This is a genomic window from Nocardia sp. XZ_19_231, assembly GCF_015355705.1.
In the GTDB taxonomy this organism is placed as follows: Bacteria; Actinomycetota; Actinomycetes; order Mycobacteriales; family Mycobacteriaceae; genus Nocardia; species Nocardia salmonicida.
The window spans coordinates 34719-57093 of record NZ_JACUZI010000013.1 but is presented as its reverse complement, the minus strand read 5'-3'; the positions used below and the strand labels follow the sequence as shown (position 1 = coordinate 57093).

Below are 22375 nucleotides of genomic sequence, written 5' to 3'. Positions count from 1 at the left end.
ACGACCACGCATCGCAGCCCATTCATTAGACTGATCGGTCGGACTATCATATGAGAAATGCCCGCCAACAGGCGGTTCACCCGAAACTGGAGACACCATGAACGAATCGACACAGGCCCAGGTCGCCACCGCGGTGCGCGGCGTGCTCGGCGCCATCACCCAAGCTCAGGACGCGGGGCGCACCGACGATGTCGTGGCGCTGTATGCCAAGGACGCCGTGCTCGAGGTCCCCGGGATGGGCAGTTTCGAAGGGCACGATGCTCTGCGCGAGGCCTTCAAGGGCTGGGAGCCGACAGCACCGCAGAAGCACGTCGTCGCCAACACCGTCATCGTGGCGATCAGCGCGACGGAAGCCACCGCGACCAGCGACGTCACCTTCTTCCAGCGTGGCGAGGCCGGCTGGGCACCACAGGTGGTCGGCCGTTACGAGGACACGCTGCGCTTGCAGGACGGTTCCTGGCTCGTCCAGCGCCGCGTCACGACCTACAGCGCCTGATCGCCGAGGAGACACGATGACCAACTCCATCGACGCCGTGGTCGCCGAAGGCGTCGCGGCCACCATCGCGACGTACGCCCACGCACTCGACGACGGGCGCACCGACGACATCGTCGCTCTGTTCTGCGCCGACGGAACCGCCGAGATTCTCGGCGCGGGCGCCTTCGAAGGCCACGATGCCATCCGCGCGCTCTATACGGGCTTGGTTCCCACCCAGCCACAGCGGCACCTGGTCGCCAACACCGTGATCACCACGGTGTCCGCCGACGAAGCGACAGCCATCAGCGACTTCGTCTTCGTCCAGCGCGGGGAGGCCGGCTGGATCGTGCCGGTGACCGGACAGTACGAGGACACCCTGCGCAAGCAGGATGGAAAGTGGCTGTTCCACCACCGCCGGACGACATTCGTCCCCTGAGCACTGATGCGGTGAGAAAGAGGCCCGCCTCTCTCTCACCGCATTACCGGGCACCCTGCGCTCGCCGGAAACACTTGTGGCGCTGCACCTCCCAGAGGTGCAGCGCCACAAGCTCTTTCCACGACTACCCGGACGCCTGATCCTTGTTGGTCATGGTGAACGCTGAGAAATCGTCAGCGGCATTCTCGGCGATGAGCCGCTGCAGGTTCGGTCGACCTGTCGGGTTGAGCAGCTGCTTGACCGCCTTGCCCGGAATGTTCGAGCCGAAGAAGTAGCTGCTCTCCAAGAACAGAGAACCGCTGTTGTTCACGGTCTCGGTCCACTCGGTCTGTGCCGACTCCGTCACCTCGACCACGTCGACATTCTTCTGCCGCGCGTAGGTCAGCACATCCATGACACAGTCGACCTGGTCACCGGCGTAGCGCGGATTGTTGCCGAGCGCGCCGTGCGGGCCACCGGGGAAGAAGAAGTTCGGGAACCCTGCCGCGGCGACGCCCAGGTAGGTGCTCGGACCGTCCGCCCACGCTTCCTTCAACCCCAGTCCGCCACGACCGACGACGCCGAGCTGGTTCAGCGCGCCGGTACCGAAGTCCCAGCCCGTGCCCCAGATGATGATGTCGAATTCCCGCAGACCGTCCGTTGTTTCGATCCCGGTCTCGGTGATGCGCTCGATCGGCGTCTCCTGCAGCGAGACCAGCGAGACCGACGGCTTGTTGTATGCCTCGTAGTACCCGGTGACGAAGGGCGGGCGCCGACCGGCGTAGACGTGGTTGTCCGGGATCAGCTTCGCCGCGGTCGCAGGGTCGGTGACAATACCGCGAATCTTGTCGGCGAGGAACTCACAGAATTCCTTGTTCACCTCGGGACTGGTGGTGAAATCGATGTAGTTCTGCGTCAGCTTCGAGAACCCCGGGCTGCACCACATCTTTTCGTAGAACGCCAGACGCTCTTCCTTGGAGTCGTCGGTGGAGTACTTGCTGGGGAAGGCGTGCAGGAACCCGCTGGGCGAGGTGTTCAGGGTGTCGCGGATCCGCTCGAAATCAGCTTTCAGCTCCGCCTGCTCCTCAGCGCTGATCGGCGCGTTGTTGAGCGGGGTGCACCAGTCCGGGGTGCGCTGGAAAACGGTGAGCGTGGCGGCCTCGTCGGCGATCGCGGGCACGAGCTGCACACCGCTGGACCCGGTGCCGATGACCGCGACTCGCTTGCCGGTGAAGTCGGCCGCAGTTTTGGGCCAACGACCGGTATGGAACTGCTGGCCCTGGAAGTCGGCGCGCCCCTCGACCTCGGGGATGTAGGGAACCGACAGCACACCGGTCGCGGCGACGAGGAAGCGTGCGCGGTATTCACCGGCTCCAGTACGTACGACCCAGATGCCCTCGGCCTCGTCGAAGACCGCGGAGTTCACCCCGGAGCCGAAGTGGATGTGGCGGCGCAGTTCGAACTTGTCGACGACGTGGTTGAAGTAGCGCTCGATCTCCGGCTGTCCGGCGAACAGCTCGGTCCACTCCCACTCATTCCACAGTTCCTTCGAGAACAGGTAGCCGTAGGTGTAGCTCTCGGAGTCGAAACGCGCCTCGGGGTACCGGTTCCAGTACCACGTGCCGCCGACACCGGTGCCTGCCTCGAGCAGCGTCGCGGTGAAGCCTTCCTCGAGTGCACGGTAGAGCTGATAGATCCCGGTGACACCGGCACCGACGATCAGGACGTCGATCACCTCGGTGTTCTGCGCGCTCTGCGACTGCGCAACCGGCGGGTTCGCTGAACCACTCATGTGTTCTCCAATCTCGAATGGGTCGGCCGATCCGCACGACACCTAACATTGTTTTGACCGGTCGGTCTATGATTCCAGTCACAAGACTAGAGGCGGACGGCGTGCAAGGCAACCACGGATTTCACAGCACAACCGAGCTACTTCACGGAACCATTGTATTGTACCGACCGATTGTTCTAAAATATTGACCGGTGACAGCGACCACAACCAGATGGGACCAACCATGACATCCAAAGACCTGCGCGAGGACGGACTGCGGGCGATGCGCGCAGCGCTGCCCGGAGTCTTCCCGGACGGCGACGACATCGACCTGCGCGACGGCAAGCTCGGCGAGGACCTCGTCGAGATCGGCCTGACCAGCGTCTGGGGCGCGTTGTGGGCCCGGGAAGGACTGACTCCCCGCGATCGCAGCCTGGTCACCTTGGGCATCCTGATCGCGCTCGGCGCCGAAACCGAACTCCGGACCCACGTCCGGATCGGCATGACCAACGGCCTCACGCGCGACGAGATCGCCGAGGTCATCTATCACGCGGCCGGCTACACCGGATTCCCCGCCGCGGTCGCGGCACGCACCGCCGCCCGCGAGGCACTGGGCGAGTAGTTACGCAGGGCAACGCAGCCCGCGTAGAGCAGAGGAGAGAACATGTCATTGGCAGGCAAGAATGCCGTCGTCACCGGCGGTGGCCGCGGAATCGGCGAAGGCATCGCACGAGTGCTCGCCGCACAGGGCGCTGCGGTTGCGGTATGGGACCTCAACGCCGACAGCGCCGAGCAGACGGTGGCCGCCATCCGCGCGGATGGCGGTTCGGCTGTCGCGGTTGTCGGCGATGCCGCGGATCCGGCAGCTGTCGCGGCGTCCGCCGCACAAACCCGTGCCGAACTCGGCCCCGTGACGATCCTGGTCAACAATGCCGGCATCACCACCCATGTGCCGTTCACCAGTCTGGACGAGGAAACCTGGGACCGCTTCATGCGGATCAACCTCAAGGGCCCGTTCCTGGTCACCCAGGCATTCATCGAGGACATGCTGGCCGCCGAGTGGGGCCGGATCATCAACATCTCCTCCTCCTCGGCGCAAACGGGAGCACCCGCGATGGCCCATTACGCCGCGTCGAAGGGCGGGGTCATCGGCCTGACGAAGGCACTGGCGGTCGAATACATCGACAAAGGCATCACCGTCAATCACGTGCCGCCGGGCTTCATCGATACGCCGTTGAGCAGGCAGACAGTCGATGTGGACGCCGTCGCCGCGATGATGCCGATGAAGCGCGCCGGGCAGCCGGCAGATATCGGACACGCCGTGGCGTACCTCGCCTCCGAGGAAGCCGGCTACGTCACCGGCCAGACCCTGAGCGTCAACGGGGGGCGCTACCTGTTCTGACAGGTAGCGCCCGCACTATTGGAACGAGCTCGAGGACGACTGACACGATGAGAATTGGCATTGTCGCCGAATCGGCAGCAACAGAGACACGCGTCGCGGCGACTCCCGCGACAGTCGACCGCCTGGTAAAGCTGGGTTACCAGGTGGCCGTCGAAAGCGGCGCCGGTGATGACGCGCAGTACAGTAACGCAGCGTTCGCTGACGCTGGTGCGACGGTGGTCGACGGTGATGAAGCCTGGTCGTGTGACATCGTCCTCAAGGTGACCGCGCCCACCGGCGCGGAGGTCGGCAGACTGCGCGAGGGCAGCGCGCTCGTCGGTCTGCTGAGCCCAGCACTGGATCCCGACCTTCTCGACGCGCTCACCGCCCGCCGGGTGACCGGTCTGTCGATGGACGCGGTCCCGCGGATCTCGCGGGCACAGTCCATGGATGTGCTGAGCTCGATGGCCAACATCGCGGGCTATCGGGCGGTGGTGGAGGCCGTGCACGAGTTCGGACGATTCTTGCCAGGGCAGGTCACCGCCGCAGGCAAGGTTCCCGCGGCGAAGATCCTCGTGGCGGGCGCGGGCGTGGCAGGCCTGGCCGCGATCGGCGCCGCGAGCCGGCTCGGTGCGATCGTCCGTGCCACCGACCCTCGACCCGAGGTCGCCGATCAAGTCGCCTCCGTCGGTGGCCAGTACCTGCCTGTCGAGGTCGATGAGCAGATGCAGTCCACGGACGGCTACGCGAAGGCCACCAGCACGGACTACGACCGTCTGGCGGCCGCGCTCTACTCCGAGCAGGCGCGTGACGTCGACATCATCATCACCACCGCGCTGATCCCGGGCCGTCCGGCTCCCCGGCTGATCACTGCTGCCGATGTCGCGGCCATGCGCGCGGGCAGCGTCATCGTCGACATGGCGGCCGGCCAGGGCGGCAACGTCGAAGGCTCGGTTCCCGGCGGCCGCGTCGTCACCGACAACGGTGTCACCATCCTCGGGTACACCGATCTGGCAGGCCGATTGCCCGCGCAGGCGTCCCAGCTCTACGGCACCAATGTGGTCAATCTGCTGAAGCTGCTCACACCGGAGCATGATGGGCAGCTCGACATCGACCTCGACGATGTGGTGCAGCGCGCGATCACCGTCACCCACCAGGGCGAGTTGCTGTGGCCGCCGCCGCCGACACAGGTATCGGTCGCTCCTGCTGCCGCGATCGCGCCGGTAGCACCCCAGCGGTCCGAAGAGGCACCCATCCGCCGGCGTTGGACAGCTCCTGTCTTGCTCAGTGCCGGTCTGGCAGCGCTGTTCTGGGTCATCGCGGCCGCACCGCCGCCGCTACCTCAGCATTTCACCGTGCTGCTGCTGGCCATCGTCATCGGGTACTACGTGATCGGCAAGGTTCATCACGCCTTGCATACGCCGCTCATGTCGGTGACCAACGCGATCAGCGGCATCATCGTGGTCGGAGCCATGTTGCAGCTCGGGGTCGATCAGCCGGCGGTACGAGTGCTCGCGTTTGTGGCCGTGCTCGCGGCCGGTGTCAATGTCTTCGGCGGATTCGCCGTCACCCGCCGCATGCTCGGCATGTTCTCGAAGGGCTGATTTCCGATGACTCTGTGGAGTGCCGCCAGCGCGGCCTATGTCGTCGCGGTGCTGTTGTTCATCGCGAGCCTGGCCGGCCTGTCCACCCATGAAACCGCTCGGCGCGGACTGCGATTCGGCATCGCGGGCATGGTCGTCGCGCTCGGCGCGACGGTTGTGCTCGTCGCCAGGTCGGCCGATGCGCTCGGTATCGTTCTCCTCATCGCCGCTGTGGCCGTGGCTGCGGTGATCGGCTTGTCCCGCGCGGCGCGAGTCGAGATGACCGGCATGCCCGAGTTGATTGCGCTGCTGCACAGCTGCGTGGGTCTGGGCGCGGTGTGCGTGGGCTGGAACGGCTACCTCGACCACACCGAGGTACCTGCCCGCCTGGCCGATATCCATAGTGCCGAGGTCTTCATCGGTGTTTTCATCGGCGCTGTCACCGTCAGCGGCTCGCTGGTGGCCTATCTCAAGCTCTCCGGGCGCATCAGCTCCGCGCCGCTGACGCTCCCCGGCAAGAATCTGCTCAATCTGGGCGCGCTGGCACTGTTCGTGGTGTTGACCGCATACTTCGTCGCGCGACCTGGGATCTGGCTGCTCGCCGCCGTCACCGTGCTGGCACTCGCGCTCGGCGCGCATCTGGTCGCTTCCATCGGTGGTGGTGACATGCCGGTCGTCGTCTCGATGCTGAACAGCTACTCCGGCTGGGCCGCTGCGGCATCCGGTTTCCTGCTGAACAATGATCTGCTGATCGTCACCGGCGCGCTCGTCGGATCTTCGGGCGCATACCTGTCCTACATCATGTGCAAAGCGATGAACCGGTCTTTCCTTTCGGTGATCGCCGGCGGATTCGGCATCCAGGCCACCACCGGTGGCGACACCGAGACAGGCGAGTACCGCGAGACCTCCGCCGACGAGGTCGCGGAGACCCTCGCCAACGCCTCCTCCGTGATCATCACCCCCGGCTACGGCATGGCCGTCGCCCATGCCCAGTACCCGGTAGCTCAGTTGGTCGCCAAGCTGCTGGAACGTGGCGTCCGGGTCCGCTTCGGCATCCACCCGGTGGCGGGGCGCCTCCCTGGGCACATGAATGTCCTGCTGGCGGAGGCCAAGGTGCCCTACGACATCGTGCTCGAACTCGACGAGATCAACGACGACTTCGCCGAAACCTCGGTGGTGCTGGTGATCGGTGCCAACGACACCGTCAATCCGGCCGCGGAGGACCCCGGCAGCCCGATCGCCGGAATGCCTGTCCTGCGCGTGTGGGACGCCGAGGAGGTCGTCGTGTTCAAGCGGTCGACCTCCACCGGCTATGCCGGTGTGGCGAACCCGCTGTTCTTCCGTGACAACACCCGGATGCTCTTCGGCGACGCCAAGGATCGGGTGACCGACATCGTGACCGTGCTCGAACGAGTTCGGGTGCACTGACCGCGCCGCCATCCGGCGGCATCGAAATGTCCTGCATAAGCAGGCATCCACGGCCCTCGCCAACCGAGCATCGGGCCGTACACAGAACGGCCCTGATCCGCACCACCGTGCCGATCAGGGCCGTTCTGTGTCGGCAGCGCCTATTCGACGAGCTTGCGCCGCAGTCGCATCATCGTCGTTGCGTCCACGCCGAGCCCACTGGTGAGATACTCGGTCACCGACCCGTACACGGACTGGATTTCATCTATACCCGCCTGCAGATAGGCTCGGTCGACGCGCATCAATACGCCGACCACCGAAGCCGCGGTGGTCCCCCGCTCGGCTTCGATCTTCCGCAGCGCCCGCGCGTTCGATTCGGCGGTGTAATCGTTGGTCAGCAGATAGTCCGCCAAAATTGTCGCCGACTCGACACCGGCCAGGCTGAGCAACAGATACGACACCCACCCGGTCCGGTCCTTGCCCGCCGTACAGTGAAAGACCACGGGCCCTTGCGCAGCCGATAGTTCCGCCAGCAGTCTGCCGAACCCCGCGGCTTCCGCCTGCCCGGTGACGAATCGACGGTTCAGCCGACACATGAAGTCCGCGGCCTCGGCAGCGGACCCGAGGTCTTGCGGCGAACCGGTCAAGTCACCGCCCAGGATGGGGATATGCCGGTATTCGGCGTCTGCAGGCAACTGAACCGGACGACGAGCTACTTCTCCCCCGCCCCGCAGGTCGAACACTGTGCGCAGCGCGAGCCTGTTCAGGACTGCCAGGTCGGAGTCATCCGGCGCGAGCACGCTCGACCGATACACGACACCGGTACGCAGTTTGCCTCCGTCCTGCGTCGGATAGCCGACGCCGGGGCCCGCAACATCGCGAAAGTTGTCTACCCGGCCCAGCCGCGGCACACCGGTCTCCCGGGCTGCTACGCCGCCGTGCCCGCCTGTGAAATCGGATTCACTCATTGTCGAATTCCTGTTCTGCGCAACCGCTTCGAAGAACGCACGACCCCGGGCAGCCCATCGGCTACCCGGGGTCGTATTTTGGCCGGCTGTCACCGGCGTGAGATCTCAGCCGAGTTCGGACTCGAACGCGGCGCCTTCCAACCGATGTTTCAGCGCGGTGAGGAACCGCGCCGCATCGGCACCGTCGACGATCCGGTGATCGTAGGTCAGCGCCAGATACACCATCGAACGCACCGCGATAGCGTCTCGTCCCAGCGAATCTGTGATCACCACCGCACGTTTGACGACCGAGCCGGTGCCCAGAATCGCGACCTGCGGCTGGTTGATGATCGGTGTATCGAACAGCGCACCGCGGCTGCCGGTATTGGTGATCGTGAACGTGCCGCCGGACAGTTCGTCCACACCGATCGTGCCCGCTCGGGTCCGCGCGGCGACATCGGCGATGCCCTTGGCCAGTCCGGCAATGGACAGATCCCCCGCGTCGCGTAGGACCGGCACCATCAATCCTCGCTCGTTGTCCACCGCGACGCCCAGGTGCTCGCCCGCATGGTAGGTGACTGTGTCGGCGTCCGGGCTGAGCGATGAATTGAGCTGCGGGTACGTCTTCAGCGATTCGATCGCTGCCTTGGCGAAGAACGGCAGGAACGACAGCTTCACTCCCTCCCGCTCGAAGAAGGCGTCCTTGTGTCGTGACCGCAGCCGCGCGATGCCGGTGACATCGACCTCGACCACGGTGGTCAATTGTGCGGAGACCTGCAACGACTCGACCATACGGGCCGCGATGGTCCGCCGGAGCCGTGACAGTTTCTCGGTGCGGCCGCCGAAACCGAGCAGCTTCTCCACTTTGCCGAGCAGCCCGTCGCCCTTCGGCGCCGCAGCTGCTGCAACCGGTACCGCCGGGACCCGGACCAGCGCGGCCACCGCGTCGAGAACGTGCCGCTTACGCACTGGTGCACCGCCGACAGCGCCGCTGACCACGTGGACATCGACGTCGTGTTCGGCGGCGAGCCGACGCGCTAGTGGCGTTGCCCGCACCCGCTCGTCGACCGGAACCGCATCGGATTCGATCCGCTCGGTCCGAGAGACCGCGGGCACGATGATCGGTACCGGCTCCGGCACGTGCGGTGTGGAGTCCGGCGCTGGGACTGATTGCGCGGCAATATCACCGATCGTCGCAATGACCGCACCGACATCGACGGTGTCGTCGACAGCCGCCAATATCTCGAGCAGCACACCACCCGCCGGGGAGGGCACTTCGGTATCGACCTTGTCTGTCGAGATCTCGAGCAGCGGGTCGTCGATCTCGACGGCATCGCCGACTTCTTTGAGCCAACGCAAGATCACACCCTCGGTGACGCTCTCGCCGAGGGCTGGAAGAGTTACTTCGGTTGCCATGCTGTGCACATCCAATTCTGATGGTGCGCGGTCTTCCCACACCATCGGCTCCGGCTCGGCCGGACGCCGGAGACAGGGTCGTGGCACCGTCGGCTGACAGCGCCACGACCGGGAGAAGGTCTACCAGGTGACCGGCAGTTCGTAGATGCCATAGGCGAGCGAGTCGCCCTTGAAACGCAGGTTCTCGAACTCCGTGGCCAGCCGGAGCGTCGGGATTCGCTTGTACAGCGTGCCGTAAACGACCTCGAGCTCGATGCGCGCGAGTTGCTGCCCGATGCACTGATGCGGGCCCCAGCCGAACGCGTGGTGGTGCCGCGCGTCTCTGGTCAGGTCGAGCTTCTCCGGGTCGGGGAAGGCGGCCGGGTCGAAATTCGCCGCAGGCAGCGACGAGATGATGCCCTCACCGGCGCAGACCGTCTGTCCAGCGATCTCGATGTCCTCCAGCGCGATACGCCGCTGCAGCAGATGCGGAATGGTCAGGTAACGCAGCATCTCCTCCACGGCTCGGGAGATCACCTTGCGATCGTCGGTTTCGCGCAGGATGGCGAGCTGATCGGGGTTCTGCAGCAGCAGTGCGGTACCGAGCGAAATCATGTTCGCGCTGGTCTCGTGACCGGCGATGAGCAGGATCATGCCCATCATCACCGCACCACGCATGTCGATCTCACCAGCCTTGACCTTGCCGGCCAGGTCGGAGAGGACATCCTCTTGCGGGTCGGCCATCTTGGCCTCTAGCAGCTTGCCCACGTACGCGCCGAGTGCGGCGTTGGAGGCGGCATTATCCTCGGGCGACGCCTCTCGCGAGTTGGCGACTTTGGAATGCACCTCGAAGAAATCGTGATCCTCGTAAGGCACACCGAGCAGCTCACAGATCATGAGTGACGGCAGCGGCAGCGCGAGGGCTTCGATGAGATCGGTCGGATTCGGTCCGGCCAGCATCTTGTCGATCAGCTCGTCGGTCGCCTGCTGGATCGCTGGGCGAACCTTCTCCATGCGACCACGAGTGAACGAGTTCGTCAGCAGGCGGCGAAGCCCTGCGTGCTCGGCGCCGTCAGTGTCGAACAGGGTTTTGGGGCGTTCATGGATAGTGTCCGCGATCGACTTGGTCATGTACGGAAATCCGGGCAGATGATCGTTGGCGCTCATCCGCGGGTCTGGCATGACCTGCCGCTGGGCGGCGTGACTGGTGATCAGCCACGGAGTGAGGCCGTCCCAGGTACGCACGCGCGATATTTCGACGCCTTCGGCGTGCAGCTCACGCAGCTCCGGCGAAGGCAAGAAGGGGCATTTGCTGTCTCGCGGGGTGGGATAGTCGGGAACTTCGGGGTCGGTGTTGGTCGCCACCGTTTCGGTCATGGTCGTTCTCCTGTCTGATCTCGCGCGCGGTGGTCACCGGTCGCGAAGTCACTCCTCGATGCGGATGGCAAGGGCGGGACATACCGCTGCCGCTTGCCGGACGTCGTCGGCCAGTTCCGCCGACGGAAATTCGTCGAGCAGCACCACGATGCCGTCCTCGTCACGCTGGTCGAATACCTCGAACGCGGCGGCGACACAGTTTCCGGCAGCGACGCACTTTTCTTCGTCGATGACAACTCGCATGGCAAATCTCCTGGTCAGTGGGTGATTGCGGGCTGCGCGAGCCCGTCGACGATGTCCTGCCTGCGCAGGCGGGTCTGCTTGGGCATGTTCCAGCCCAGAACACCGGTGACGATCCCGTTGTTGCGGAATCGCGCAACGAACCGCCTGGCGGTCAGGTCGCCCTCGATGATGTCGACCTCGGCGTCGGCCCGCAGGATGCCGTGGACCTGGAGCTTGGCGTCGAATTGATCGGTCCAGAAATAGGGCACCGGCACATACGGTGTGTCGTCGCCCAGGATCGCCCCCGCGACCGCCGCGGCCTGTTCGGTCGCGTTGGTGCGGTTCTCCAGCCGCACGAGGGCGCCGAAGTGCTCATGCTGCCAGCGAGCGACGTCGCCGACCGCGAACACACCGTCGGCGGCCCGGCACGTGGAATCACACACGATCCCGTTGTCGAGGGTGAGCCCGCTACCGATCAGCCAGTCTGTCGCAGGAACCGCGCCGATCGCGACAACAACGACGTCGGCGTCCAGCACTTCGCCGGTAGCCAGTCGAACACCGGCGACCTGACCCGATTCGCCGATCAGCGACTCGACCGCGGCACCCATCCGCAGCCGCACGCCCTGCTCGGCGTGCAACTGTGCCAGCACGCCGGAGACCAGCGACCCGACTTGCACAGCCATCGGCCCTGCCTGCGGACCCGTGATGGTGACCTCGATGCCCATCGCACGGGCAGTGGCCGCGATCTCACACCCGAGGACGCCTTCCCCGACGACCACGAGCCGACGACACGACCCGAGCGCCGAGCGCAGGGCGAGCGAGTCCGCGAGAGTGCGCAACACATGAACACCGCCGAGCTCCGGCTGACCGGGCAACGAGCGGGCGCGAACACCGGTGGCGAGCACGACCGCCGCCGCCGTCAGAGTGCGGCCGGACGCCGTCCGCACCGTCCGCGACGCGGCGTCGAAACCAACCGCGGCGTCGCCGAGTACGAATTCCGCATCCAGCTTGTCGAGCAACTCCGGGGGGCGCAGAGTGGCCCGATCGCGTTCCCACGCCCCTGCGAGCACCTGCTTGGACAGCGGCGGCCGGTCGTAGGGAGCCTCGGCTTCGTCGCCCAGCACGGTGATCGGGCCGACGTATCCCTTACGCCGCAAGGATTCGACTGTGGACAATCCGGCTGCGGAGGCTCCGACCACCAGCACGTTCGCGGGGGTGGTCATCGCGCTACTCCAACTTTTCTCATTCACGGGCCTCCCGGTCCAATGCTGTGCGGCATGTCACATGCGTAGATTAGAACAATCGGTCGGTACAACACAAGCCCCAACCGAAAGTACATTGCTTCGCCGAACGTCACTACGCATTGGTGGACTCGGCCCAACGCTCCGCCGTCAGGGCAAAGACCTGGATGTATCTCGGATCAGACCAGCGTGTCGTCGACCGGGAGGCCGAACGCACCACGGCCGTACAATGCCAGCGCCGCCTCGACATCATTGGCGGCATGGACGGTCCCGGTATGCGCGTCTCGCCATGCCCGCTCGATCGGATTGCCGCGCGGCAACGACATTCCGCCTGCGGCAGCGAAGACGAGATCGATGGCGCGGACCGCGCGTTCGGTGCCAAGCGCCTGGTCACGACGGGCACGTAGCCGGAGCGCAATCGGGATTTCCTCCCGACGGCGAGCGAGCGTGTAGATGTCGCCCAGATTGCGATTCAGTTGTAGTGTCGCAGCATCGATTTCGGAGGCTGCCCGGGCCAGGGACACCTGTGCGTGCTGGTCGGCCGGTTGAGCGCTGCCACCGAAGGTCAATCGGTTGTCTTCGCGCATCCGAGCCAGGAACAACTCCAGACAGCCTTCGGCGATCCCGATCACCGGCGCGGTCACGGCATTACTGAACATGGTGCCGAACGGCATCCGGTACAGGGGACCAGAATTCAGGTCTTGCCCCGGACCACGACGCAACGCGACATCGTAATTGCGCAGAATGCGGTAATTCGGCACGAAAACCCGCTCGGCATACAGATCGTCACTGGCCGTACCGCGGAGGCCGACGGCATCCCATACCCGGTCCACCCGCAAGTCCTGACATGGAACGAGCGCGACCACGATGTCCACTGTCTTGCCATCCGCCACGACAGCGCCGCCGAGCAGAGCCCACCCCGCATGCCCCGAACCGGAGGCGAAACGCCATCGGCCACTGAGCTCGAAACCACCACGCACCGGATGCAGTTGCCCCACCGGCGCGTAGGCCGAGCACACCAGGGCGCGAGGATCTTTCGACCACACGTCGCGCTGCGCGCGCTCGTCGAACAGCGCCAAGTGCCATTGGCACACTCCGAGCACAGCGGCGAGCCATCCAGTCGAACCGCACGGCCCGGCGATTTCACGCGCGAGGTCGTAGTACTGCTGAGGCTCGGCCTCGAGTCCGCCGCACCAGGCAGGTTGCAGCAGGCGGAAGAAACCGGTTTCGGTCAGTTCGGTCAGCGTCAGGTCGGATACCGCTCCCGTGGTGTCCACCACGGGAGCGCGCTCCGCCAACGTGGGTAGCAGTGCTCTGACAGCCTCGGCAACATCAATATCCATACGGATATGTTGCGCCCATCGCGGGTGCACCACGTAGGCGGACACACCGCTACCAGCCGGTCAGCCGGTCCAGCAACAGCGCGGCCGAGGCGAGGTAGTCGCCGTAGTTGCCACGAAAGAAGAGCAGCGGCGACTTCGGTGACTCCACTCGCAGCTCACGTACCCGGCCGATGACCAGATCGTGGTCACCGATCTCGATGACCTGCTCGAGTCCACAATCCACCCAGGCGACCACGCCGCTCAAAACTGGGTTGCCCGACGGGGCGGCGGACCAGTCCAGATCGGCGAATCGGTCGACTCCGCGGGTGGCGAAGCGGCGTGACACCGGCTCCTGATCACCGGCCAGCGCATTCGCGCAGAACGTCCCGCTGGACCGGATCGTGGGCAATGTCGACGACGACCGGTCCACCAGGAACGACACCAGCGGTGGTTCCATCGATACCGAGGCGAAGGTGCCGACCACCATTCCTCGCGGTTGTCCTCCCTCGGCAAGCGTGGTGATAGCAACCACGCTTGTGGGAAAGTGCCCGAGCACCGTACGGAACTGGCGGCTATGGATGCCGACCTCGGACGGAGCGGAGGAGGGAACCGGCGTACCGGCCGCCTTACCTCCGGCGCTCAACTGTGCTGCGTTGCTCATCGGTCCCTCCTCCGTCATTTCTTACACCGTCGGTCGGTCAGATCAGGGTCTGCATCGCGGGCGGCAGATCCAGACCCATCGACGCCAGCGCGTTGGCGTGGTAGGCCACACCCGGCACATGGATCATGTGCCCCAGACCGGCGTGCGCATCGCGCCAGTATCGCTGCAACGGATTGTCGCGGCGGGTGGCATTGCCACCGGACCTGGCGAAGATCTCATCCAATGCAGCGACGGCACGCCACGCACAACGAACCTGGTTGCGACGCACGCTGGAGCGATCTTCGAGCGTCACCTCGCCACCGGCGTCGACCTTGTCGTAGAGGCGGCTGATGCCCTCGATCAGCTGCACCCGGGAGGCATTGATCTCCGAGGCCGCCTCACCCGCAGCGAACAGCACGTAGGGATCGTCCTTGACCTGGACGCCGGTCACGGCGACCCGCTCACGCTGCTGGCTCAGATGCAGTGCCAGCGCACCCTCGCAGATGCCGATGACGGCCGAGGTGATACCCAGCGGGAACATCGAGGTGAACGGCAGCTTGTACAACGTTTCGGTACGACCGTTGTGCGCGGCCGCGGTGCCGAGCTGCACGTCGGTCTGATTCACGGTCCGGTAGTCAGGGAGGAACGCTTTGTCGACGACGACATCCTTGCTACCCGTGCCGGACAGACCGACTACGTCCCAGGTGTCCTGCAGGATCGGCGCGTCCGTACGCGGCACCAGCACGTGCATCACCGAGGGCGGCATCGCCATGTTGCCCTTGCCATCACCGGTGAATGCACCCAGGAAGTTCCAGTCGCAGTGATCCGAGCCTGACGAGAACGGCCACCGGCCGCTGAGGGTGAAGCCACCATCGGTCGGGTCGGCGATACCGTTGGGCATGTACGGCGAGGCGATCCAGGTATCCGGGTCGTCGCCCCAGACCTCCTCCGACACGCGACGATCCATCTGGGCCAGCTCCCACGGGTGCACGCCCACCACGCCACATACCCAGCCCGCGGCACCGTCGTATTTCGCCACGGCCATCACGGCTTCGGCGAAGTCACGCGGATGTGCGCCGTAGCCGCCGAAATCGGTCGGCTGCAAGAGCCTGATAACCCCGGCGGTACGCAGCAGCTCGGCGGTCTTGTCGCTGAGTTTTCCGAGTGACTCGTTCTCTTCGGCGAGGCCGGCGAGGTCGGCGCCGAGCTCCTCGATGCGGTTGACTACTTCGTGTGCCACGACGCACACCTCCTACATTCAGATGAGTTGAGACCGCCGCTGTCACGGCGGATTTCATGATTTGTCACAGCTCGGTTCCCGAGATCGGCGCATCGCGGAGTTCCGCTCGGCGAGACATCAGGCCTTCTCCGGCAAGGTTTCCCTGGTCAGGAATTCGGTGGCGATGCGCTCGAATTCGACCTTGCGCTCGACCTGGACCCAGTGCCCGCAGCGCGCGAAGGTGTGCAGTTCGATCTCGGGCACCATGCGGTTGGCGACATGGGCCTGGTCGTACGGAAGCATCCGGTCGTCGCGTCCCCACAACATCAGCGTGGGAGTGATGAACGAGCCAGCTCTGGTCCACAGCGGCGTATACGACTGCTGCAGTGCGGGATTGACCAGAGAACCGAACACGGCCCTGGCACGGTCGAGCGCACCGTCGGCGAGGGTGTTGTGCAGCCGCTCTTCGATCAGCTCCTCGGTCAGCAAGCTCTGGTCGTAGACCATCACCTTCAACCATTCGACCAGGCGTTCCCTGGTCGGATCGCCGAGGAATTCGAACAGCCGCTTGAACCCCTCGCTGGGATCGGCACCGAAGACCGGCACAGACAGTCCACCCGAGCCGAGGGTGATCAGCCGCCGGACACGGCCGGGTTCAAGCGCTGCCAGTTCAGCGGCGACCGCACCGCCCATCGAGTTGCCAACGAATCCCGCCGACTCGATGCCGAGCTGATCCATCAGTCCGGCGATCCGGCGGGCCGCATCGACGAAATACATCTCGGTCAGCTGGGGCAGTGCCGTACCACCGAATCCCGGCAGGTCGGGCATCACCGTGCGGAAGCGCTCCGCGAAGACCGGCAGATTGGCACCGAAGTTCGCCCAGGCACTCACACCGAGGCCTGATCCGTGCAGCAGAATCAACGGTTCCCCGGTACCCGCTTCGTGGTAGGCGAAGGAAAGCCCGTCGACATCGGCGGTGCGCCGGGTCGATTCGAAGTCGATGCCGGCGGGCGCCACCGCGGTCATGCCTTCAGCCCTGCCGACGGCATGGTCTCGAGGAACTTCGCGCCGGGCCCGACGTCGAGCAGGTTGCCGTACCAGGTCTGGCCGTATTCCAGCTCGGGGAGCTTCCACTCGATCTCTTTGAAGTCCGGGTCCATGATGTCGTAACCACCGGAGTACAACTCGACGCGGTGACCGGAGCCCGGGTCGTGAATGTAGAGGTACATCGCCTGGCCGATGCCGTGTTTGCCGGGGCCGGCACCGAACTCGATGTCGATGTCCTTGATCTCGTCGGCGATCCGGAGAATGTCGGCGTAGTTCTCGATGTTGAACGCGACGTGGTGGAATCGGCCGTTGTCGTCGGTCGGACTCACGCCGATCGCGATGTCGTGCGACTGATGGGTCACCGACAGCCACGACGCCATCAGCGTCTCCGGCGCCTGCGGGATCATCGCGAATTCGCGGCGCTTGAAGCCCAGCGCCTCACGCAGCCACTGCTCGGCCTGGTTGACCGTACTCCCGCTGGTCTGCACATTCAGGTGATCCAGGCGGCGCACGCCCCAGCCACGGCGGCGGGAGCTGTTGGTCGGCAGCTTAGAGCGCAGCTCGTCGGGCGCGGTCGGGTGATCGATGTCGTAGTACAGCTCGATCGGGTGTTCGCTGCCGGGAACCAGGAATCGAATGGCGGTGCCACGGCCGGTTTCGTGACCGGAGGGCAGCTCGAGGGTCTCGACCTCGGAGGCGGTCAGCTGCTGATGGAACAGCTCGACGTCCTCGGGCCGCTTGACCCGGAAACTGTAGGTGTTGACCCGGGCTTCGTCCTGCTGAGTGAGCACCAGTGAGTGATGCACGAGCTCTTGGTAGCCACGCAGGTAGGCGACGCCGTCGGATTGTGCAACGACCTCCATACCCAGCAGATCACGGTAGAACCAGAGCGAGCGCTCGAGGTTCGGGGTACCGAGATTGATGCCCGCGGCGTGGGCGATCTGCGGCCCTGGGTTGTAGTCGTGAGAACGGGTCATTCGGGGCTCTCCTTCGAATTGTTCTTGCTACGTCGAACGCTAGATTTGTGTGTGCGGCCACAGGTCAGGCTTCCCACACACCGGGACAGTGATCTGGACACCACCACCGGCCGCCCGTCGCGGATCATGCGCCCATGGGCTGCCGGAGCGACGGTGCGGGCACGGGACCTGCAAGAGCGGCGCGGCGGGGACTACCCGGCGCCTCGTCATCGCCGTGCGCCATATCTCCTTCACCGGCGGCCACCGACGGGACGGTTGGCAGGTCGGCCACAAACATCGCACTCAGATTTCCCATAGCTCCCGGACGCGGAGCGACCGCGGACCTGCGCGAGATCTCCGCTGCCGCCCACATCACCCGGTGCTTCATCTCCTCCGCACGCGGCACCTGTCGATTGCCACTCACCGAGACCGCCGCCACGACACTGCCGAATTCGAAGATGGGCGCGGCGATACAACCGACACCGGGCACTGCTTCGTCCGATTCCATCGCGTACCCGCAATTCCGGATCTCCTGCAGCGCCGTCTCCAGCGCCCGCTCTGTGGCGATGCTGGCCGTGGTGCGGCCGCGGAGCCCATTGGCCAAGTACCTCTCGATGACCGATCGAGGAGAGTAGGCGAGCAACACTTTTCCCACCGCGGTGCAGTGCGCGGGCAGGCGCCCGCCGACCCGAGACGGCAGCGCATTCGCGGACGCGCCACCGAGTTTGTCGAGGTAGACCACATCCCCGCCATCCAGCATCGCCAGATGAACGACATTGCCGGTACGGGAATACAGCTCGTGGATAAAGGGGCGGGCGACATCACCGATACGTGCGCGTTGCGGGACGAGACTCCCCAGCTCGAACATCCGCAAGCCGAGCGTGTACTCGTTGTCGACCCGCTCCAGCCAGCGGACGTTCACCAACTGCTGCAGGATCCGGTGGGCCGACGAGCGCGGCAGCCCGCTGCGCACGCTCACTTGACCGAGCGTGAGCGACCCCGATGCGCGCTCGAAGATTCCCAGGATCACGACCACGCGATCGAACATGCTCGCTGGTGCCTCAGCCATGTGCGTCCTCCTTGTGCACTACTGCCGTATCGGGCGACACCTCTTTGTGCTGCGAAGACGTTCAGCGGCCGTATTAAGTGCACCCTTTCACGAGAGTCTACGGGAGCTACCCAGGCGATATCCGCAGATCCATCCCACTGAGCGGAAGGAGTTCGGATATTAAGGATCCGCAACCGTCAACATGAGGTGGCCACCCGCCGTGACCCAGGTCACTGGGGGGTACAAGCAACAACCGAAGGAGATCGGTGATGTCACATCAGGCAGGCGTCGAGTCGCCGCCGGATCCGTCTGCCGGTGCACCAAGCCACCGAATGTCAAGCGAGAGCTCATCAACCCAGACCTACCGGATTCCGGGTGAGCCCGGAATCTGGGTTTTCCTGCTGGGCGACATGGTGATCTTCACCGTGTGTTTCGGTGCCTTTCTGGTCGCGCGAGCGGAGGACCGGGAGCTGTTCTCGAGTTCACGGCACACGCTGGGCTTGACCATCGGCCTCACGAACACGGTGGTACTGCTGGTCAGTTCGATGCTGGTTGTCCTCGGCCTCGGTGCGATCCGCGTGGATGCTCGCCGAGTGGCCGCTCGGATGTTCGCTGCCGCGGCCGCCTGCGGTTTGCTGTTCGCCGTTCTGAAGATCGTGGAATACAGCCATCTGATCGGTGCCGGACACGGTCCCGAGGCGAACAGCTACTACAACTACTTCTTCATCCTCACGGGGATGCATCTGTTCCACCTACTGGTCGGCGTCGCGGTACTCGCAGCGCTGACCGCGCACGCACGTCGCGAGGTCGAGTTCACCGGTACCCGCAGGGTGGTGTTCGAAGCCGGCGCCTGTTTCTGGCACCTGGTCGACCTGCTGTGGATGATGTTGTTCCCTTTGCTCTACCTGGTGGGCTGATCGATGACCGTACGAGAACTTCTGTTCACCCGCGCCACGGTCACCTGGCTGATCCTGCTGACGCTGACCCTCGCGGCGCCCATTTTCTCGATCGAAAGCGGCGGCACTGCGGCGGCGGCGGTTGTCCTCGGCCTCGCGACGATCAAGATCCGCCTCGTCGCGCTCGATTTCATGGAGCTTCGGCATGCCCCACCGCCCATGCGGGCCGGGGTCGAAGTCTTCTGCGTCGTGCTGTGGGCCGCGCTCACCGGAATCTACATCTGGCTCTGAATATCAATGAAGGACAAGGAGATACGAATGCCAACGTCTGAGGACACTTATGACGTCATCGTGGTGGGATCCGGGGCAGGCGCCTTGGTCGGCGCATATGCGGCCGCATCACGGGGCCTGCGCACGCTGGTCGTAGAGAAGACCCCGCTGTTCGGTGGTACCACCGCCTACTCCGGCGGCGGAGCGTGGTTCCCGGGTTCCGCGCCGCTGCAGCGCGCCGGGATCGGCGACAACACCGAAGACGCGCGTACCTACCTGCGCGACATCGTCGCCGACGATGCCCGGATCCCGCTGCAAGACGCCTACCTCAGTGCAGGCGCACAGCTGATCGAGGAGCTAGAGCGCAACGCGGCCTTCGGCGCGTTCACCTACGGTCCGGTCCCCGACTACTTCCACGGCAGGCCCGGTGCCACGGCCGCGGGAAGCACCGTATTCCCCGCCGAGATCACTGTCGAGGAAATGGGTGAGCTCGCCGCGCTCGTCCGCACCCAGATTCCGTCCGAACGGTTCGGCATCGATCCCGGCCCAGCACTCATCGGCGGCCGGGCGCTCGTGGGTCGCGCGCTGAAGGCATTCATGGCGACCGGCAACGGCTCGTACCTGTTGGAGACTGCGCTGGAGAACCTGATCGTCGAAGACGGCAAGGTCGTCGGAATCGAAGCCATCCGTGATGGCGAACAAATCGCGCTGCGAGCGCGCCGCGGCGTTCTGCTTGCCGCGGGAGGATTCGAGCGCAACGCCGAAATGCGGGCGGAGCACGGCTCGGTTCCGCTGACCGGTGAGTGGTCCAACGGCGCCCCGCTCAACACTGGCGACGCCATCACCGCAGGTGTCGCCGCCGGTGCGGGCACCGACCTCCTCGATGAGGCATGGTTCGTTCCCGGCCTGATGCAGCCGGACGGTAAGCCGATCTTCCAGACCGGCATCCGCGGGGGCATCTGGGTCAACGGCGCCGGCGAACGGTTCCTCAACGAGAGCATGCCCTACGACCGGGCAGGCCACGAGATGGCGCGGCTGTTCAACGCCGATGGTGTCGCCCATGTGCCTGCGTACTGGGTCTTCGATCAGCGTGTCATCGATCGCGACAGCTTCGGCGGCGACCCCGAACTGCCGGTCCCCGAGGCCTGGTACACATCGGGTGCCCTGCGCAAAGCCGACACCATCGAAGAACTGGCCGAACTCATCGGCGTTCCGGCCGACGGTCTGCGGGCCTCCATCGAAGAATTCAACACCTATGGGGAGAAGGGAATCGACGAGAAGTTCCAGCGCGGCGAAACTCCCTGGGACCAGATGTTCCACCACGTCGTGGGATTTCCGGCTGGCCCCGCGCTCAACTTCATCAAGACGATCGAGACCGATTTGCCCAACCCGCTGCTGATCCCGATCGATCAGCCGCCTTATTACTGTGCCACCGTGGTGTTGTCCGACATCGGCACCAAGGGCGGTCTGACCACCGACGCACAGGCGCGGGTACTGCGACCGGATGGTTCACTGATCCAGGGACTGTACGCAGCGGGCAATACGATGGCTGCTATGTCCGGCCGGGTTTACCCCGGTGCAGGCACGCCGATCGGATCCTCGCTGGCATTCTCCTATCTGGCCGCGCTCGATATGGCCGGTGAAGGGGCGTAATCCCCCGAAAATTCAGCGACTCGAAGCCGACCAGGAAAGGCGGTCCGGAATCGATATCCTTCGATTCCGGACCGCTCTTCTTTACACCTCGAACACTATCGCGACGCGGACGATCTCAGAACCATTCGCCGCGATCTCCCATAGCGACCAGCTGACCGAACGCACCGCTGAGCCATGCATCCCGAGCCGATGCCGAAGTATCGTGAACTCGTACGGATTTCGTCGGCTCGTCAGCGGACAAGCGTTGGGAGATCGCCGCTGCAGTGTTCACCACCAGCGGTGCAAGACGATCCATGGCGGTGCGCGTACTTCCTACCACCGAGATCGCCGCATGCAGACCCGGCACCCCGCGAATCGCCGACCCGACACAGGCGATGTTGACGTAGCATTCGGCCTGCTCGAATGCGAGACCGTTGCGCGAGCGTATCCGGCCCAGCTCCTGATGCAACACACGCAGATCAGTGATGCTGCGCGCGGTCCGCCGGGTGAGCGGGCCGCGGAATCGCTGATCGATCTGCTCGGGCGACAACCATGCCAGCATCGCCTTGCCCGCCGCGGTACAGTGCGCGGGCGCGCGACCACCTACTCGCGACGGAACGTCCACTGCGGCTCTGCCGCCGAACTTGTCGAGGTAGTAGGTGTCGGTACCGTCGAGCACAGCGAGATGCACCACCATTTCGGTGCGCAAAGCCAAAGCATGCAGCACGGGAAACGCGGCAACTCGAAGAGAATTGTGCCCCACGTCCCGGCCACCGAGACCGAGCGCGCGAGGCCCGAGGCCGTAGTCACGGCCCATGTGTTCGAGCCAATTCAGCTTGACCAGCTGATCGAGAATGCGATGTGTCGTCGATCTCGGCAATGCGGTGGCGACAGTGACCTGCTCCAGGGTCAATCGCGACTGGGAATCTCCGAACGCATCCATGATCAGCGTCATTCGCTCGACCATCGACGGCGGGATGTCGGTGTGACCGATAGCGACAGCATCTGGACTCAGCACTGAGGTCATGCCAGCGCCTCCTTTTGTGACGTGGACTACACCGGCCAGTGTAGCGACCACGCGAGGCGTCGACAGCAGTTTTATCGAAAAGTCGGTCTAATTTTGACGACCTG

General features: G+C 64.9%; 22 protein-coding genes. 9 read left to right on the top strand and 13 right to left on the bottom strand.

What is annotated here, in order from left to right:
- The first annotated feature begins 97 nt into the window (after positions 1–97).
- Positions 98–496 carry a nuclear transport factor 2 family protein gene (locus tag IBJ82_RS32685; RefSeq protein WP_194829839.1) on the top strand — a complete coding sequence of 133 codons (399 nt, stop codon included), beginning with the start codon at positions 98–100 and terminating at the stop codon, positions 494–496.
- 16 nt (positions 497–512) lie between these two features.
- Positions 513–911 (top strand): nuclear transport factor 2 family protein, encoded by a 399-nt coding sequence (locus IBJ82_RS32680; protein WP_194829838.1) that lies wholly within the window; start codon positions 513–515, stop codon positions 909–911.
- A gap of 124 nt (positions 912–1035) precedes the next feature.
- Here the strand turns inward: IBJ82_RS32680 and IBJ82_RS32675 are convergent, their stop codons facing one another.
- On the bottom strand, positions 1036–2682 hold the full coding sequence (locus IBJ82_RS32675) for an NAD(P)/FAD-dependent oxidoreductase (RefSeq protein WP_194829837.1): 1647 nt from the start codon (positions 2680–2682) through the stop codon (positions 1036–1038).
- A 223-nt stretch (positions 2683–2905) separates the two neighbouring features.
- Here IBJ82_RS32675 and IBJ82_RS34965 point away from each other — a divergent pair, with 223 nt between their 5' ends.
- The 4 genes from IBJ82_RS34965 to pntB are packed head-to-tail and all read left to right on the top strand — an operon-like array spanning position 2906 to position 7053.
- The gene (locus IBJ82_RS34965; RefSeq protein WP_228538026.1) at positions 2906–3283 is read left to right on the top strand and encodes a carboxymuconolactone decarboxylase family protein; all 378 of its coding nucleotides are present in this window, start codon (positions 2906–2908) and stop codon (positions 3281–3283) included.
- 42 nt (positions 3284–3325) lie between these two features.
- Positions 3326–4063 (top strand): SDR family NAD(P)-dependent oxidoreductase, encoded by a 738-nt coding sequence (locus tag IBJ82_RS32670; protein WP_228538025.1) that lies wholly within the window; start codon positions 3326–3328, stop codon positions 4061–4063.
- A 47-nt stretch (positions 4064–4110) separates the two neighbouring features.
- Positions 4111–5646, top strand: a complete 1536-nt coding sequence (locus tag IBJ82_RS32665) for a Re/Si-specific NAD(P)(+) transhydrogenase subunit alpha (RefSeq protein ID WP_194829836.1) — start codon at positions 4111–4113, stop codon at positions 5644–5646.
- Between the two features lie 6 nt (positions 5647–5652).
- Positions 5653–7053, top strand: coding sequence for a Re/Si-specific NAD(P)(+) transhydrogenase subunit beta (pntB, locus tag IBJ82_RS32660; protein WP_194829835.1), 1401 nt, complete (start codon positions 5653–5655; stop codon positions 7051–7053).
- 140 nt (positions 7054–7193) lie between these two features.
- Here pntB and IBJ82_RS32655 read toward each other — a convergent pair whose 3' ends face one another.
- The 11 genes from IBJ82_RS32655 to IBJ82_RS32605 all read right to left on the bottom strand — a co-directional run bounded on the left by IBJ82_RS32655 (position 7194) and on the right by IBJ82_RS32605 (position 18467).
- Positions 7194–8000: a tyrosine-protein phosphatase gene (locus IBJ82_RS32655; RefSeq protein WP_194829834.1), complete on the bottom strand. Its 807-nt coding sequence runs from the start codon at positions 7998–8000 to the stop codon at positions 7194–7196.
- Positions 8001–8105: 105 nt separating this feature from the next.
- Positions 8106–9440 carry a 2-oxoglutarate dehydrogenase, E2 component, dihydrolipoamide succinyltransferase gene (sucB, locus tag IBJ82_RS32650; protein ID WP_194829833.1) on the bottom strand — a complete coding sequence of 445 codons (1335 nt, stop codon included), beginning with the start codon at positions 9438–9440 and terminating at the stop codon, positions 8106–8108.
- A 75-nt stretch (positions 9441–9515) separates the two neighbouring features.
- Positions 9516–10751, bottom strand: coding sequence for a cytochrome P450 (locus tag IBJ82_RS32645; protein WP_194829832.1), 1236 nt, complete (start codon positions 10749–10751; stop codon positions 9516–9518).
- 48 nt (positions 10752–10799) lie between these two features.
- Positions 10800–10994, bottom strand: a complete 195-nt coding sequence (locus tag IBJ82_RS32640; protein ID WP_194829831.1) for a ferredoxin — start codon at positions 10992–10994, stop codon at positions 10800–10802.
- A gap of 14 nt (positions 10995–11008) precedes the next feature.
- Positions 11009–12196 (bottom strand): NAD(P)/FAD-dependent oxidoreductase, encoded by a 1188-nt coding sequence (locus tag IBJ82_RS32635; RefSeq protein ID WP_194829830.1) that lies wholly within the window; start codon positions 12194–12196, stop codon positions 11009–11011.
- 197 nt (positions 12197–12393) lie between these two features.
- Positions 12394–13557 carry a 3-hydroxy-9,10-secoandrosta-1,3,5(10)-triene-9,17-dione monooxygenase oxygenase subunit gene (gene hsaA, locus IBJ82_RS32630; protein WP_194829829.1) on the bottom strand — a complete coding sequence of 388 codons (1164 nt, stop codon included), beginning with the start codon at positions 13555–13557 and terminating at the stop codon, positions 12394–12396.
- A gap of 49 nt (positions 13558–13606) precedes the next feature.
- Complete coding sequence (locus IBJ82_RS32625) at positions 13607–14197, bottom strand: flavin reductase family protein (protein WP_194829828.1); 591 nt, start codon at positions 14195–14197, stop codon at positions 13607–13609.
- A 37-nt stretch (positions 14198–14234) separates the two neighbouring features.
- Positions 14235–15416, bottom strand: a complete 1182-nt coding sequence (locus tag IBJ82_RS32620) for a hydroxylase (protein WP_194829827.1) — start codon at positions 15414–15416, stop codon at positions 14235–14237.
- A gap of 117 nt (positions 15417–15533) precedes the next feature.
- Positions 15534–16421 (bottom strand): alpha/beta fold hydrolase, encoded by an 888-nt coding sequence (locus tag IBJ82_RS32615; protein ID WP_194829826.1) that lies wholly within the window; start codon positions 16419–16421, stop codon positions 15534–15536.
- The gene (locus IBJ82_RS32610) at positions 16418–17419 is read right to left on the bottom strand and encodes a VOC family protein (protein WP_194829825.1); all 1002 of its coding nucleotides are present in this window, start codon (positions 17417–17419) and stop codon (positions 16418–16420) included. The genes IBJ82_RS32615 and IBJ82_RS32610 overlap by 4 nt, the downstream gene beginning before the upstream one ends.
- Before the next feature lie 124 nt (positions 17420–17543).
- Complete coding sequence (locus IBJ82_RS32605; RefSeq protein ID WP_194829824.1) at positions 17544–18467, bottom strand: IclR family transcriptional regulator; 924 nt, start codon at positions 18465–18467, stop codon at positions 17544–17546.
- 311 nt (positions 18468–18778) lie between these two features.
- On the opposite strand from IBJ82_RS32605, the gene IBJ82_RS32600 reads away from it, so the two are divergent.
- Genes IBJ82_RS32600 through IBJ82_RS32590 form a run of 3 tightly spaced genes read left to right on the top strand, consistent with a single transcriptional unit; the run spans position 18779 to position 21265 of the window.
- Entirely contained in the window at positions 18779–19363 is a 585-nt protein-coding gene (locus tag IBJ82_RS32600; protein WP_194829823.1) for a cytochrome c oxidase subunit 3, read from the top strand.
- A gap of 3 nt (positions 19364–19366) precedes the next feature.
- Positions 19367–19633 carry a cytochrome C oxidase subunit IV family protein gene (locus IBJ82_RS32595; protein ID WP_194829822.1) on the top strand — a complete coding sequence of 89 codons (267 nt, stop codon included), beginning with the start codon at positions 19367–19369 and terminating at the stop codon, positions 19631–19633.
- Positions 19634–19660: 27 nt separating this feature from the next.
- Entirely contained in the window at positions 19661–21265 is a 1605-nt protein-coding gene (locus IBJ82_RS32590) for an FAD-binding protein (protein ID WP_194829821.1), read from the top strand.
- A gap of 115 nt (positions 21266–21380) precedes the next feature.
- On the opposite strand, the gene IBJ82_RS32585 is transcribed toward IBJ82_RS32590, so the two are convergent.
- Positions 21381–22271 (bottom strand): IclR family transcriptional regulator, encoded by an 891-nt coding sequence (locus IBJ82_RS32585; protein ID WP_194829820.1) that lies wholly within the window; start codon positions 22269–22271, stop codon positions 21381–21383.
- Between the last annotated feature and the right edge of the window lie 104 nt (positions 22272–22375).